Below are 14,779 nucleotides of genomic sequence, written 5' to 3'. Positions count from 1 at the left end.
GATTTTATTGATTACCACCTGCCTGCTCTGTTCCTGTAGCCAGCTGTATGATGTACCTGCCGACAAAGAGCACAAACAGATAGACCGGCAGGAACACGCCGGCGGAGGCAATCAAGACTCCAGATAATCCGGCGACCAGGAAGCCGACAAAGGCGGCGGTTATTACCACCGGCCCGGGGGTGATGATCCCTACCGCGACTGCGTCCAGAAACTCCCGCTCGGTAAGCCAGTGGTGCTTCAGCACGACCCCCTCGTGCAGGAACGGCACGATGGCGAGGCCGCTGCCGAAGGTAAAGGCGCCGGCCTTTACGAAAAAGGCCCCCAACTCAAGGAGAAGCGGAAGGGAAGCGGCCCCCGCCAGCACCGCAGGGGCGACGGCAAGGGCAGATAGATGACTGGCGCCTTGCTTCGGGCTGGCAGGCGTGCTGTAGAGGAGCACCCCGATGAGGCCCGCTGCGACAAAGAGCAGGGCGATCTCGGTGCGGGCAACGATGGTGATCAAGGCCACGACGACGAAGATCCCCCAGAGTCGCCGATCCGAACCGACGGTAATGCGCGCCAGCCGGTAGGCTGAAAGGGCGACGATGGCGATGATGGTCGGACCCATGCCATAGAACAGCGCCTGCACCACCGCAAGCCCGTGGTAACTTACGTACAACCAGGATATGACGATGACGATCAGTAAGGTCGGCAGGATGAATACGATGCCGACCAGCGAGGCCCCGACCACCCCATGACGGATGAAGCCGATCCACATGGCCAGTTGTGCGGCCAGCGGCCCGGGCATCATCTGGGAGAAGGCGAGCCCTACCCGGTACTCGTCCTCGGAGATCCACCGGTGCGGGATGAGATCCCGCTGCATGTAGCCGGCAAGCGCTATGGGGCCGCCGAACCCGCTCGCACCAAGGCGCAGGAAATATGCCACCAGTTCCCAAAACCCGACCGGAACCAGTCCAGGGCCACCTTCCACCGTTGTTTTGTCACTGTCACCGTTCATGTCAGTTGGCAACCTTTACCTGCCCACGCAGTATCCGTTAATCAACATCTTATACCTAAATTTAGAGCAGCGCCAACGCGACACCAACCCGTTTGCGCTCCCCCCTCATACAAGCATCAGCGCCTGGCAAAGACGATGACGGGTTGCAGCTTCAACAGCGACCGTGCACTGAGCGCGGCAGTTACCATGCTGACCATGAGGACCGTCACAGCGCCTAGCAGCGGGGTGAACCACATCATTCGAATCGGATAGCCGGCCATCGCGGCAAGTTCACCGACAATGCCACAAAGGCCGACACCTAATCCGGTACCTATCAGGGCGCAGGCCCCGACAGTGGGCAGCATACGATTTGACTCCACTTCCTCATTCGGATCACGTTGCCGATTTTTCGCAGCAAAAAATTAGACATGGTTAAATTTCGCTTTTTAACCTTTCTCAGAATGTGTTATAAATCGGCGGATCAGCACTCTTTCCAAGGTTTATCACAGTGGGCACCAAAGTGATGCGCTTTGCCGCCAGTGGCTGCGGCCGCAAAAGAGCAAGTACGTAAAACCACGATCTATGAACCGAAAGCGAGGTCGCCGGAATCATGATGACGGAAGCATTAGTGCAGGAACTGAAAGAAGATGGTGCATGCCACCACGCGGCTTCCACCCGCTTGCTGAACCTACTCGCTACGGCAAAAACCTCCCAGGACGCTATCGCATCTGTGCTCTCATTTTTCCAGCAACTCTCAGGATGTGAAGCTGCTGGTGTCCGCATACGGGATGAAGATGATTTCCCTCTCTTCAAAACGCTTGGCTTCTCGTCGGAATTTGTCGAAGCGGAGACGTACCTGTGTGCTCGAGACGTCGATGGTGACGTAACAAAGGATAGCACCGCCAATCCTATCCTTGAGTGCATGTGCGGCAACATCCTCTGCGGACGATTCGATGCCAGTAAGCCGTTCTTCACCTCCAGGGGGAGCTTCTGGACCAACAGCACGAGCATGCTGCTGAAAAACACCCCGCAAGGGGATCTCCTAACAAAAACCAGGAACAGGTGCAGCCAGGAGGGGTATGAGTCGGTGGCGTTGATACCCCTGCGTCACGACGAAAGCATAGTCGGCCTGTTGCTGCTGAACGACCGGCGCCAGGACCGCTTTACCGAAGAGGTTCTCGCGCTGATAGAGGCTTTAGCGGACGGCATGACCGCTGCGGTGCTGCGGCGCAGGGAAGAGGAACGCCTGCGCAAGCGTGAGGAGCATTGCCGTGCCATGGTGACGGCCTTCCATGGTCTGGTCTACATTTGCACTGCCGACTATCGCATTGAATTTCTCAACGAGGCCATGAAGGAGCATATCGGCAGGGACGCCACCGGCGACTTGTGCTATCAAGCTCTCCACGGTCTCGATGCTGTCTGCCCTTGGTGTGTCAATGAAATCGTCTTTGCCGGGCAGAACCACCGGTGGGTGGTACAAAGCCCGAAGGACATGCGCTGGTACGAGGTGTCCAATGCACCGATCTGGAAAAAGAACAAGGTGATCGCGAAACAGGCGATGATCGTGGACATAACGGAACGTCAACGGTTGCACCAGGAACTCCTCGAGAAACAAAAAGCCCTGGAAGAGGCCAATGACCTGCTCGAGGTCAGGGTTGCCGAGCGGACCTCAAAACTCGAGGCGGCGATCCGGGAACAGGAATCGTTCAGTTACTCCGTCTCGCACGACTTGCGCGCCCCCTTGCGCCACATCAACAGTTTCAGCGCCATTCTCCACGAGGAATTCGCCCACCAGCTGACGCCTACAGCAAAAACGTACCTGGACCGGATTCGGACCGCTTCCAACCGGATGGGGGACTTGATCGACCACCTCCTCGAGCTGTCCAGGGTTGGCAGGGCAGAACTGAAACGGCTGCCGATCAACTTGAGTGAGTTGGCAGCTTCGGTACTGGGCGGTCTTCAGGAGACGGATCCGAATCGCGTAGTGGAAACATTCGTTGCCCAGGATGTGCGGGTGCTGGGTGACCATGAACTGCTGCGGCAGCTGCTCGAGAATCTGCTGGGCAACGCCTGGAAGTACACCTCGAAGACTGCAGATGCGAAGATAGAATTCGGCACTTCGATGCGGGGGCAGACGTTAGTCATCTATGTCAAGGACAACGGGGCTGGATTCGACATGCAGTATAAAGACAAGCTCTTTGTCGCCTTTCAACGCCTGCACAATTCCGAGTTCGAAGGGGAAGGAATCGGGCTTAAGACGGTCCAGCGCATAGTAGAACGCCACGGCGGGGAAATCTGGGCCGAAGGCAAAGTGGGAGGCGGCGCCACATTTTCCTTTTCCTTGCCGGACTGGCCTGGAACGTCCTGAGAACGTAAAAGCCTGAGGGCAGCAAGGGGACACCCATGAAATTATGCTTCCCCGCCCTGACCTGAAGGTCAGGGGGCATGTATAAGATTATATGCTACAGAATGTTATAAACTTAGGCGTGTCCCCTCGCACTTCCTAACGGAAACAGCAGAAAGATCCCCGAAATCACGCATCGTCCTTCTTTTCCTTCGACACCGGCGTGTCCGGTGGCGCTGGTCCCCTGGCGACCGGGAGATGCCAGCCCCAGCGGATAGCCATGAGCCGCAGCCCGAAACAGAGGACGGCGCCGGCAATGGTCACGGCCGTCGCCGGGAGCCCAAACGCGGAGCCGATAACAACCACGACGGCGCCAGCCAGCGCCGCCACGGCATAAATGTCGGAACGCAGTACGGTGGGAACCTCGGTCAGGAGCAGATCGCGGCTCATGCCGCCTCCGATCCCGGTCAGCATGCCGAGCACCGCTGCCATGGCAGGGTTGAGATCGAATACGAGAGCTTTCTGTGTGCCGGCAACAGCGAAGAGCCCCAGTCCCGCGGCGTCGAACAAAAGCACCGGGTTGCGCAAACGATCGATGATCGAGGGGCGCCAAAAGGTTACCATTCCAGCAAGCAGCGAAGCCGCCAAGTAGTACCAGTTGCTGATTGCCGCCGGTGGCGTAGCGTCGATCAACAAGTCGCGGGCTATGCCCCCGGCATTGCCTGCGGCAAACGACAGGACCAGGACCCCGAACAGGTCGAGGCGGCGTTTTGTTCCAGCCGTTGCTCCACTCAGTGCGAAGACAAACGTACCGGTGAGATCAAGCACCAGGAGAAGTGTTGCCATCCCGTCCTCTCTCATTTTAAACTCCGCAATCCTCACCACACCGTGGACCGGCTTCCCTACCCCCTATGAGGTGAGCCACGCAAGCGCGGCGACGACCATGGTCTCGACACCGGTTTCCAAGGTTGGATGGAGCACTGGCGCGAACTGGGGGCTATGGTTGACCGGCAGTTTATTGAGCGTTCCCCCCTCTTTGGCCTTTGCATAGGTTTCCCGGTCGGTGCCGCCGACAAACCAGAAAACCGACGGCACGCGCCAGGCCGTACCGAAACAACCGAAGTCCTCACTGGCCGGCGCCGGTCCGGTATGGTGCACGCGCCCCGGGGAGAAATGAGCACGGAACGCCTCGGCGATCCGCTGGCTTGCCGCCTCGTCGTTCACATTGAGCGGATACCGGTCCAAAGGCGTGATCTCCGGACTCCGGGGAGCACCTGAGGCTACCGCCTCGGCGTTTACGATCCGTTCAATGGCAGCCAGCACGCGCTCGCGCACACCGGCATCGAAGGTCCGGACGTTCAGCTTTATGATCGCCTCGTCCGGTATGACGTTCTCCTTCGTGCCGGCTTGCACGACGCCGATGGTGACGACCGCTGCCTCGGTTGCGGCGACCTCGCGGGAAACGATGGTCTGCAGCCGCAGGACGATGGTCGCGGCCATGACCACGGGATCAACGCTGGCTTGCGGCATCGATCCGTGTGCGCCACGACCGAACAGCCTGATTTGAAGGCTGTCCGCTGCCGAGGTGATGGGGCCGGCACTTCCGGCGATGTCGCCTGCCGCTCCGAGCATGACGTGCTGCCCAAGCACCACAACCGGTCGGGGAAAACGGGCGAGCAGGCCATCGTCGATCATGGCCTGGGCTCCCTGCGCCGTCTCCTCGCCAGGCTGGAAGACCACCATCAACGTCCCGTGCCAGGCATTGCGCTCCTGGGCGAACAGGGCGGCGGCGCCGGCGAGCCAAGCCACATGCATGTCATGGCCACACATGTGTCCCACAGGCACGGCTTTGCCTTCTGCATCAACCGCGGTCTCCTGGCTCTCGTAGGAAAGACCGGTTGCCTCTTTAATAGGTAGTGCATCCATGTCGGCACGCAGCATCACCGTCGGCCCTTCGCCGTTGCGGAGCAGGCCAACCACTCCCGTCTGGCCGACACCGGTCGTTACCTCGTAACCTGCCTTGGCAAGCCAGTCCGCCGCCAGCGCTGCCGTTCGCGTCTCTTGCATCGACAACTCGGGGTGGGCATGCACGTCCTTGTAAAGTGCTTCCAGGTCGGGGAGCAGTTGATCGAGATTCTTCAGGACGAGATCCGTGGGAGTTGCTGTCTTTGTGTCCATACCTGTCTTCCTCGCTACGCTGGTAGAGGCTACTTTTACGTGCCACCGGCGGCCGTCTCGCATGGCGCGGGCACTCTTCTTGTGCTCGCCTCGATTCCCCCGCTGCTTGTAAGCCCACGCAACAGTCGCCGGTCTCTGTCGACGGCACGGGTTTGTAAAGTAAACCACAAAGGCTTGGTACAGCAATCATCGAAAAATCGGTAGTCCCACGATCCCTTGTCAGTATCAGTATCTGCCTCTACGTGCATCACCAAACAGGGAACATCCTGTTCTTCAGAAAGCTGTGGTTAAAAGACAACAGCACCGTTAATTTTTGTTTACATTAGAAAAAGCTTGTGATAGATAGAAGCCTCCTTGGTTTGTGTAGTAAAAGCCCCCTGCTGAAGTTTGGCAGGGGGCTTTGCTTTCTGCCCCCTCAATCTCCTCGCAGCGAAACCAACTCCAACAACCCCACAAAAGCTTTACAGCGCCCCCCCCCACAGATGCTCAGCGTAAGGCGGATGAGGGGCCGCTCAAGCCATTTGCTGCCCCCCTGCTGCCGCCTCGATCTCGAGAAAGCCCGACTTCCGATGTTCTTGCAATGCGCCTTGCAACCGCTAATGCATTGGAGCAGTCCAATCTACTAAGGGAGGCCGACAACATGGGAAGAAATCGTAAAGGCGGGGCAAAGGACGAGGAAGTTATCCGCGCAAACGGCGACCTCCTCACCCTTTTGAGTAATGACCCATCCATCCTGGAAAAGATCTACAGCCTGTTGCCCAACCTGGAGAAGATACAGGCAACCCATAATCAACACCTCAGCATCTACCATGAGTTTTTGGATGGCGCCCGCGACAAGGAAGGGGTACTGGAGACGGCCCGCAATGAATCCATCTTCCAGATGAGCCTGCTTCGGGGCATGGCGAACCTTGTCGGGAAACATGACCCGGATGAGAAACGGAGGCAAAACGCGCCAAGCCCCCCTTTCCCCTGGTAGGAGCAGCGGTGCATGGACAGGAACAGGCAAAGACCTCTTCTGTTTTGCCCATACACCGTTCACGAAGAGAGGAACACGCTCCCTGGATCGCACTTTTACCTCTCTTACCCACGCATGAATTCCAAGAGTCATTACTTTAGCTTTGCACTTTGACAATTCTCCTTGATTTTTACGACTTTTTTAGTTAGTGATGTCGTCACGAATTACTTTACTATGGAGGTTGTAAAATGAAAGGGTCCGCAGCCAGGCTTTTCTTGACTATTGCGATGTTATTGTTACTATCCACAGGGGCGTATGCATCGGGGACGAAGCAGGGGTATAAGGGCTATGCCCGGGGCAACGCGCTGATCACGGCAGCCGAGTTGAAGCACCTCGTCGACTCCAAGGATCCCAACCTGATCATCCTTGCGGCCGAAAACGAACTTGAGTACCGCGTCGGCCATATTCCCGGTTCGTTCATGGTGGATCGTCCTGACTACGAAGCTCCGGCCGAGACTCAAAACGGCATCACCGGTAACCTCATCAATGCCGAAGGGTTCACAAAACTGACAAGGCAACTCGGCATCAACAAAAACTCGAAGGTCGTCGTCTACGACGCCAAGTACGATGCGACGCGGCTTTGGTGGGCCTTTTTCTATTACGGTAAAACCGACGTAAGGGTTCTGGACGGCGGGACCAAGGCCTGGAAAGACGCGGGATACGACACCGACTTCCTGGCCCCTGAGAAGCGCCATGGCGGCAACTTCATTGCCAAAGTCACCTATCCCCGCTTGAGGGTCGACACCCCGGAGATAGTGGCGCTCAAAGACTCGCCCAAGGGGCAGCTTTGGGACGACCGTGAACAGAAGGAATTCTGCGGCGAAGAACTGAAAAAAGGAGCCCATCGTAAAGGACGCATCCCGTGGGGGAAATTCGCCAACTGGGAGCTCTTCAAGCAGAAAGCCAACAAAGCTGAGTGGGTTTCGGCTGAGGAGGCTGCCGCCACCCTGAAAAAACTCGGAGCGGATCCCAAAAAGGAGCAGTACTTCTTCTGCCAGTCCGGGGTGCGCTCCACGCAGGCACTCTTTACTTTTTATCTCCTGGGCTGGTCCCTGGACAAACTGCACAACTACGACAGTTCCTGGATCGGCTGGTCCAAGGATCCTTCCCTCCCGATCGTCACCGGTTGCAGCACTGCGCCTACCGTAGCGGCAATTCCCTGATCATCCATCTCAACTGCGGTGGGGAGTCTCCTCCCCACCCTCGGAACAGCTAATGGCAGTAACTGACCAGACACCCGTGGCAACGAGTGCAACCGCCGGCAATGTCGGCCGTTGCACCGGGTGCAATATCTGTGTGAAGGAATGTGGTTTCCTGCAGCGAGCCGGAACCCCCAAGGAATTGGCAAGTGGAGAAGCGGAGTACGATCCTTTCCAATGCACACTTTGCGGGCTCTGCACCGCAGTCTGCCCAGTTGGGATCGACCCCGCCGCTTTTTTTCTTGAGCGTCGGCGGGAAGTGCGGCAAGCAAAGGGGGCTGACGACCCGCGACACGCTCCACTGATCGCCTATGAACGAAGAGGCACCTCGCGCGCCTTCACCTTCTACGGGTTGCCGGAGAGCTGCAGCGCCATCTTTTTTCCGGGTTGCGCCCTCCCCGGCTCCCGCCCGGGCGTGGTGTGGAAGGTGTACGAGGAGTTGAGGCGGACGCTTCCCGAACTAGGCATCGTACTCGACTGCTGCCTGAAGCCATCGCACAGCCTGGGCAGAAAGGAGCATTTCGACACCTCGTTCAAGGAGATCACGGACTATCTGCTGGAAAAAGGGATTAAAAAGGTGCTGGTGGCTTGCCCCAACTGTCACCGGATCTTCAGTGAGTACGGTGGCCACTTCAAGGTGGAGACAGTCTACGAGGTCTTGGCCGGCATACCGGGCGCCATCCCCGATAGCGGGTCCCCCTGCGTGGTAATCCACGACCCGTGCGTGTCGAGGGGGATGAAGTCGATGCAGGACGCAGTCCGGCAACTTGTTGCGCACCGAGGACTGCACGTGGAGGAGATGAAGCATGCGCGGCAAAGGACCCAGTGCTGCGGACGCGGCGGCGGAGTGAACTTCGTACTCCCGAATGCGCTCGAGGATGCAGCCGCATCTCGCGCCGCCGAAGCGGCGGGAAGAGCGATGGTAACGTACTGCGCGGCATGCGCGGAAACCTACCGCGGCAAGACGACGACGATGCATGCGCTCGACCTCTGGTTGTCGCCGGAACTCGCCAAGGCCGGCAGGTCGAAGGTGTCGCGGGCTCCCTTCACCTATCTGAACCGGCTGGCACTGAAACGCAGATTTCGCAACAGGGGACATTTCGCGGTAATGCGGGAACGAGGAGGAAAAGAGGTGGCAATTGAAACCACGAAACGCGTAAAGGCCGCTACCATGGTGCTGGTGATAGCCGCAGCGGCGTTGCTGTTTCGGCTGGCCGGAGGGAACCAGGTCTGCGATCCGGCAACTCTCAAGCAGATGCTCCAGGGGCACGAGATACTGGCTCCGGTGATCTTCATCCTCCTGTACGGCATCACGCCGGTGCTATTTCTGCCCGGCCTGCCTATGGCCATCGCTGCGGGCTTGCTGTTCGGCCCCCTGTGGGGAGTCATCTACGCCATAACCGGGGCCACCTTGGGAGCCTCTGCGTCGTTCCTGGTGGCGAGGTATCTGGCAAGGGACTGGGTGGCAGCAAGGCTGAGCGGGGAGATGTGGCAGAACCTTGACCGGAAGGTCGCTGAACAGGGATGGAAGATCGTCGCCGTTACCCGGCTGGTCCCCCTCTTCCCTTTCAACTTGCTCAACTACGCCTTCGGCCTGACCAGGATCCCGTACTGGCATTATGTCACTGCCAGCTTTCTGTTCATGCTGCCGGCCTGCATAGCCTTCATCGTATTCTCCAGTTCCTTGCCGCAATTGCTCAAGGGAAAGGCTTCACCGGCGCTCTTTGCAGGTGCGGCGCTCATTGCTGCTGTCATGCTGCTCCCGGCCTGGTATCGAAAGAGGGCAAGGCCGTGACCATCGCGTAGAGGCCCCTCTGTCTCCCCTTCGCAAAGGCCACCAGACTCACCCACCTCAATCCCAAGCGATACTGCTCGATGTGACATTTCGTCCGGGTCCCGACGTTATCTACTAACGCACTGTTTCCTTTCAGATTGCTGATAGAATCCACACAGCACCCGTCGGCATAGTGCCCGGGCACCATACAGAACTGCCATTAACGCGAATGGAGGGAACGTCTATGAAAAGACCGTTGACAGCATTCTGCTCTTTGGTAGCAATGTCGCTCCTTGCCACCCTCTTCCCCCTTACCGTCTACGCCCAACCTCCCGCGGACAAGGTTCCCGTAGCGCAAGGCCCCTTGAAACGGATCAATCCCTACTTCAGCACCCAGGCCACCCTCTACAGCGACGACAGCGTGCTGCAGCGGGCCGACATAAACGGCCCGCCCAAACCTCCCTACGGCTATCACACCCGCGCGACGAGCTCCCTGCCGGCACCCATGCCTGCTGCGGGGATTAACTCGCTGGTGGAAGTGCCTGCTTTCCAGTGGGTCTTCGGCTGTTCCGCCGTTTCCGGCTCCATGATCGCCGGGTACTACGACCGTACCGGATACCCGAATATCTATACGGGCCCGACCGGCGGCGGCGTCGTCCCGCTCACAGAAGATTCCGCCTGGGGACAATGGACCGACAAAACCGGTGACGTGTACCCCAACAATCCGCTCATCGCGTCCCACATGGGGATCGACGGCAGAACCACCCGGGGCTCCATCGATGACTACTGGATCTCCTACCTGAGCAACCTCAAGGACCCCTACGTCGGAACATGGACGGAACATACGTGGGGCGACTCGGTTGGGGACTACATGAAGACAAGCCAGTCCGCCTACAACAACGTCGACGGTTCTACCTCGTTCTACTACATAGACGCGGCGACGCCACTGACCTGTTCCGCAATGGGGAGCAGCGTAGCGAGGCTGGACGGCACCTACGGAAGGAAGCTCTTTTACGAGGCGCGGGGTTACACCGTCACCGATTGCTACACCCAGATGACCGACAACGTACATGCGGGTGGTTTCTCGTTTGCCCAGTACAAAGGCGAGATCGACGCCGGGCGCCCCGTACTCCTCAACCTGGAAGGGCATTCCATCGTCGGGGTTGGCTACGAGGATCCCAACACGGTGCACCTCCACGACACCTGGGACAACAGCACCCACAGCATGACGTGGGGGGGAAGCTACTCCGGGATGGCCCTTTGGGGTGTGAGCATCGTGAACCTTGCCTCCACGACCGGCACTCCCAACCTATCCGTCTCGCCGAGCCCGTATGATTTTAACAGCCGCAGCCTTAATACCACCACCAGCCAGACGTTCACCGTTGCCAATACCGGAACCGCTCCCCTTGTCGTGGGCACGCTCGCGCTCTCAGGAGCCGCCGACTTCAAGGTGGCAACGGACAACTGTTCCGGGGTGACCGTATCGCCTTCCGCGAACTGCACCGTCCAGGTAAGCTTCACCCCGAGCGCTGAAGGACCCCAGTCCGCTTCCCTGGTGATCCCCTCCAACGATCCCGACGGAACGACAACCGTCTCCATCACCGGCCGCGGAGTGAACCTGCTCCCTGACCTCTACGGGGCATGGTCCAAGGTGACCAAGACACAAAAACGCGGCAGCTTCTCCGTCTCCGGCACGTTTACCACCTTCAACATTGGTACCGCAAGCGCCGCCAATGTAATGGTGAAGCTCTATCTCTCTAACGACCAGACCCTGTCGGGCGAGGATACGTTTATCGGAACCTATAAGGTCACAAGCATCGCGGCAGGCGCGAGCAAGGCAACTTCACTCCGTTACGCAACCGGAACAAAGGACCCAGGGAACCTCTACCTGATCGGCGTGATCGACCCTGCCAACGTCATAACGGAAACAGACGAGACGAACAATAAGGCGGTCGGCGACATCCCCTAGCGATACACCTTCCATTCGTTAAAGGCAGGGGCATTACCGCCCCTGCCTCCCCTCTCCCGGCCTCCTTCGCCAATGACTTGTTGATCGCGTTCCATGACTCGTTGACTGCGTAGCGGAGAGAAAAAATGGCACCGCGGGGCGGGCAAATCCCCCCTGTCCCCCTTTGCAAAGGGGGACGTCAGGCCTCGGGCGGCGCTTCGTGGACGGCATGCACAATGGTTGAAGCGGTACGTGGAGGCTGAACTACTGAGGGTAGTGTCCTTTACAAGTAAAAGTGGACCTGGTTACTTTAGTAAGAACCGTGAGACTGGAAATGGAAAAGTAGCGTGTCACCTTTACCGTTTACAGGATAAGTAACAGAAAAATAATGTCTTACAATTTCGATTGTGTATACTTTTTTTCTCAATTTATTCCTCGCCTTATACAGCCAAATACACTCCTCACTCTTTCCCGCCCTTTCCATATTCAGCTGAGCTAATCGTTTTCCCCTTCATTTATTCGGCGCCCCGCCGAAAGCAGCTTCAAATCACTTCGGGATGGTGCCAAAACTTATCAAGACACCCTCTCGAACACGACGCCGGCGGCCTCGCCTCTTCCGTCGTGCCGGGAGCCACACATCAACGCGTCGAGGCGACGCCATCACTAAACCAGATACAAGGACAGGAAGGATGGAAAAGATGAAACTCAAGGTAAAGGTATTGATTTCTTTCACTGCTGCGGCGATCCTGGGTGCCTCGGGCTGTCTCGCGACGGGGCGTGGTTCGACGTCATTGGGCTTTGGTGCCGGTGCCGTGGCATTCGCCCTCACCCTCGCCCTAGGCTGGCACCTGGCGCGCACCGTTGAAGCGGAACGAAACCGCCTCTTGGAGCAAAACTCCAAAACGGTCGAGACGATGACCAGGGAGTTCGAAGGAGAGCGTGACCGGCTCGCGGAGAACAGCACGCGGACCGTGGAGACCATGACGAGGGAATTCGAGGAGGAGCGTGATCGCCTCACCGAGAAGAACGACTGGTTCCGCGCCATCATCGACGCGGTTCCGTTCCCGGTGCACGTCACCGACAACGACATGAACTGGACCTTCATGAACAAGCCGTTCGAGACGCTGCTGGTGCGCGAGGGGCGCATCAAGGACCGCGATTCCGCCGTCGGGCATGCATGCAGCAACGCGGCCGCCAACATCTGCAACAACGAAGGGTGCGGCATCAAACAGCTCAACAAGGGCGTGAACGAGAGCTTCTTCACCTGGTGCGGCTCGGAATGCAAGCAGGACACTGCCTACCTCCTGAACAGCAAGGGAGAGCGCATCGGCTACGTCGAGACGGTGACCGACCTCACCGCGATCATCAGGAACCGGGACTACACCCAGGCCGAGGTGGAGCGCATGGCCGCAAACCTAACCAAACTCGCGCTGGGCAATCTTGACCTCGACCTGAAGGTGGCGGAAGCGGACCAGCACACCGTGGAGGCGCGTGACAATTTCGTCAAGATCAACGACAGCCTCTCCAGGGTCAAGGACGCCGTGGGGGCCATGATCGTGGACACCGAGACGCTCGTCAACGCGGCCCTCGCCGGCAACTTCCAGACCCGCTCCGACGCTTCCAAGCACCAGGGCGAATACCGGGCCATCGTGGACGGGGTGAACCGCACCCTGGACGTGGTGGTGGAGAAAAACGACTGGTACGAGGCGATCATAGATGCGGTCCCCTTCCCGATCCACGTCACCGACAACGACATGAACTGGACCTTCCTCAACAAACCGTTCGAGGCGCTGCTGGTGAAAGAAGGGCGCATCAGGGACCGGCGCACCGCGCTGGGGCTTCCCTGCAGCAACGCGGCCGCCAATATCTGCAACACGGAAGGGTGCGGGATCAAGCAGCTGCATCGGGGAGTGCCGGAGAGCTACTTCGACTGGTGCGGCTCCGGATGCAAGCAGGACACCACCTACCTGATGAACCGCAAGGGGGAGAAGATCGGCTACGTGGAGGTGGTCCAGGACCTGACGGCGATCATCAGGAACCGCGATTACACCAAGGCCGAGATCGAAAGAATGGCGTTGAACCTCCACCTCCTCGCGCAGGGGGACCTGGACCTCGATTTCGCCATCGCGCAGCCGGACCAGCACACAAGGGAGGCCCACTCCGACTTCACACGCATCAACGACAGCCTGAAGAGCGTAAAGCTTGCCATGGATCGGGTCATCGGCATCACCAAGGAAATCGCCGACGGCAACCTGGGCGTCGAGGTGACGCCGCGCTCCGAGAAGGACGAACTGCTCAAGGACCTGGCGGCGATGGTGCAAAAGCTCTCGGACGTGGTCCTCGACGTGAAACAGGCGGCGGACAACGTGACGCTGGGGAGCAAGGAGTTGGCCGAGAACGCTGAAAACACCTCGCAGGGGGCCACCGAGCAGGCGGCTTCGGCCGAGCAGGCGTCGAGTTCCATGGAGGAGATGAGCGCCAACATCAGGCAGACGGCGGACAACGCGATGCAGACCGAGAAGATCGCCGTGAAGTCGGCGCTGGACGCGCAGGAGGGAGGCAAGGCGGTGGCCGAGACACTCGCGGCCATGAAGGAGATTGCAGGCAAGATTTCCATCGTCGAGGAGATCGCGCGGCAGACCAACATGCTGGCGCTCAATGCCGCCATCGAGGCGGCGCGCGCCGGGGAGCACGGCAAGGGCTTCGCGGTGGTGGCAGCCGAGGTGAGAAAGCTCGCCGAGCGGAGCCAGAAGGCGGCTGGGGAGATCTCCACACTCTCCACTTCGAGTGTCGAAATCGCCGAAAAGGCGGAAGCTCTCCTGGGTGAGATCCTGCCCAACATCCAAAGAACGGCGGAACTGGTCCAGGAGATCAGCGCCGCCAGCAAGGAGCAGGACGGCGGTGCCCAGCAGATCAACCAGGCGATACAGGTGCTGGACCAGGTGATCCAGAAGAACGCGACGGTGGCCGAAGAGATGTCCTCGACCGCCGAGGAACTCTCCTCCCAAGCCGCCCAGTTGCAGAGCACGGTCTCCTTCTTCCAGGTCAGGGACAACGACGGCCATGCAGGTCGGGTTCCGGAGGGGATGAAGCGGCACAACGGGCGCAAAGCCGCGGCGATGACCTATGCGGCTTCAGAAGCCAAGGTCAGCACCAAAGCGCGCGGCAAGCAGGCCGCCATCGACAAGGGAGTGGCGCTGAGCCTGGACCACAACGACTTCGAACGCTTCTAGACCATAAACGAGAGGCCGCCTCGTCCAAGAGACGAGGCGGCCTCAGTAGGCCTACCGACCTGCCCATCCCCCCTCGCCTCCCTGCCTCCTGGTTCGTGAGAGCAATCTGTGA

General features: G+C 59.0%; 10 protein-coding genes and 1 pseudogene. 7 read left to right on the top strand and 4 right to left on the bottom strand.

Annotation, left to right across the window (positions count from 1 at the left end):
• Nucleotides 1–4 precede the first annotated feature (4 nt).
• Nucleotides 5–997, bottom strand: a complete 993-nt coding sequence (gene chrA / locus JFN91_RS06495) for a chromate efflux transporter (protein WP_199388402.1) — start codon at nucleotides 995–997, stop codon at nucleotides 5–7.
• Nucleotides 998–1,113: 116 nt separating this feature from the next.
• The gene (locus JFN91_RS06490) at nucleotides 1,114–1,341 is read right to left on the bottom strand and encodes an ABC transporter permease family protein (protein ID WP_199388401.1); all 228 of its coding nucleotides are present in this window, start codon (nucleotides 1,339–1,341) and stop codon (nucleotides 1,114–1,116) included.
• A 245-nt stretch (nucleotides 1,342–1,586) separates the two neighbouring features.
• On the opposite strand from JFN91_RS06490, the gene JFN91_RS06485 reads away from it, so the two are divergent.
• Nucleotides 1,587–3,344: a sensor histidine kinase gene (locus tag JFN91_RS06485; protein WP_199388400.1), complete on the top strand. Its 1,758-nt coding sequence runs from the start codon at nucleotides 1,587–1,589 to the stop codon at nucleotides 3,342–3,344.
• 165 nt (nucleotides 3,345–3,509) lie between these two features.
• On the opposite strand, the gene JFN91_RS06480 is transcribed toward JFN91_RS06485, so the two are convergent.
• Together JFN91_RS06480 and JFN91_RS06475 are read right to left on the bottom strand one after the other, a co-directional pair.
• Nucleotides 3,510–4,166: a trimeric intracellular cation channel family protein gene (locus tag JFN91_RS06480; protein WP_199388399.1), complete on the bottom strand. Its 657-nt coding sequence runs from the start codon at nucleotides 4,164–4,166 to the stop codon at nucleotides 3,510–3,512.
• A 63-nt stretch (nucleotides 4,167–4,229) separates the two neighbouring features.
• Nucleotides 4,230–5,498, bottom strand: a complete 1,269-nt coding sequence (locus tag JFN91_RS06475) for a M20 family metallopeptidase (protein ID WP_199388398.1) — start codon at nucleotides 5,496–5,498, stop codon at nucleotides 4,230–4,232.
• Between the two features lie 580 nt (nucleotides 5,499–6,078).
• On the opposite strand from JFN91_RS06475, the gene JFN91_RS06470 reads away from it, so the two are divergent.
• The 6 genes and pseudogenes from JFN91_RS06470 to JFN91_RS06450 all read left to right on the top strand — a co-directional run bounded on the left by JFN91_RS06470 (nucleotide 6,079) and on the right by JFN91_RS06450 (nucleotide 14,667).
• Entirely contained in the window at nucleotides 6,079–6,474 is a 396-nt protein-coding gene (locus JFN91_RS06470; RefSeq protein WP_199388397.1) for a hypothetical protein, read from the top strand.
• Nucleotides 6,475–6,740: 266 nt separating this feature from the next.
• On the top strand, nucleotides 6,741–7,676 hold the full coding sequence (locus tag JFN91_RS06465) for a sulfurtransferase (protein ID WP_236015014.1): 936 nt from the start codon (nucleotides 6,741–6,743) through the stop codon (nucleotides 7,674–7,676).
• A 52-nt stretch (nucleotides 7,677–7,728) separates the two neighbouring features.
• Nucleotides 7,729–7,926, top strand: a pseudogene (locus JFN91_RS22480) (4Fe-4S dicluster domain-containing protein); the annotation flags it as partial.
• A 45-nt stretch (nucleotides 7,927–7,971) separates the two neighbouring features.
• Nucleotides 7,972–9,507 carry a VTT domain-containing protein gene (locus JFN91_RS22250; RefSeq protein WP_328746019.1) on the top strand — a complete coding sequence of 512 codons (1,536 nt, stop codon included), beginning with the start codon at nucleotides 7,972–7,974 and terminating at the stop codon, nucleotides 9,505–9,507.
• A gap of 223 nt (nucleotides 9,508–9,730) precedes the next feature.
• A complete protein-coding gene (locus tag JFN91_RS06455; RefSeq protein WP_199388394.1) occupies nucleotides 9,731–11,455 on the top strand; it encodes a choice-of-anchor D domain-containing protein in 1,725 nt (574 codons plus the stop codon).
• Nucleotides 11,456–12,414: 959 nt separating this feature from the next.
• The gene (locus tag JFN91_RS06450; RefSeq protein ID WP_456237437.1) at nucleotides 12,415–14,667 is read left to right on the top strand and encodes a methyl-accepting chemotaxis protein; all 2,253 of its coding nucleotides are present in this window, start codon (nucleotides 12,415–12,417) and stop codon (nucleotides 14,665–14,667) included.
• The last annotated feature ends 112 nt before the right edge of the window (nucleotides 14,668–14,779 follow it).

The sequence above is a fragment of the Geomonas anaerohicana genome (genome assembly GCF_016458305.1).
GTDB lineage: Bacteria > Desulfobacterota > Desulfuromonadia > Geobacterales > Geobacteraceae > Geomonas > Geomonas anaerohicana.
The sequence above is the reverse complement of the archived record's forward strand: the minus strand, read 5'-3'. Positions and strand labels throughout refer to the sequence as shown.

Coding starts and splice junctions, on each gene's coding strand:
- chrA (WP_199388402.1), bottom strand. CDS start 997: ATGAACGGTGACAGTGACAAAACAACGGTGGAAGGTGGCCCTGGACTG.
- JFN91_RS06490 (WP_199388401.1), bottom strand. CDS start 1,341: ATGCTGCCCACTGTCGGGGCCTGCGCCCTGATAGGTACCGGATTAGGT.
- JFN91_RS06485 (WP_199388400.1), top strand. CDS start 1,587: ATGATGACGGAAGCATTAGTGCAGGAACTGAAAGAAGATGGTGCATGC.
- JFN91_RS06480 (WP_199388399.1), bottom strand. CDS start 4,166: ATGGCAACACTTCTCCTGGTGCTTGATCTCACCGGTACGTTTGTCTTC.
- JFN91_RS06475 (WP_199388398.1), bottom strand. CDS start 5,498: ATGGACACAAAGACAGCAACTCCCACGGATCTCGTCCTGAAGAATCTC.
- JFN91_RS06470 (WP_199388397.1), top strand. CDS start 6,079: ATGCGCCTTGCAACCGCTAATGCATTGGAGCAGTCCAATCTACTAAGG.
- JFN91_RS06465 (WP_236015014.1), top strand. CDS start 6,741: ATGTTATTGTTACTATCCACAGGGGCGTATGCATCGGGGACGAAGCAG.
- JFN91_RS06455 (WP_199388394.1), top strand. CDS start 9,731: ATGAAAAGACCGTTGACAGCATTCTGCTCTTTGGTAGCAATGTCGCTC.
- JFN91_RS06450 (WP_456237437.1), top strand. CDS start 12,415: ATGACGAGGGAATTCGAGGAGGAGCGTGATCGCCTCACCGAGAAGAAC.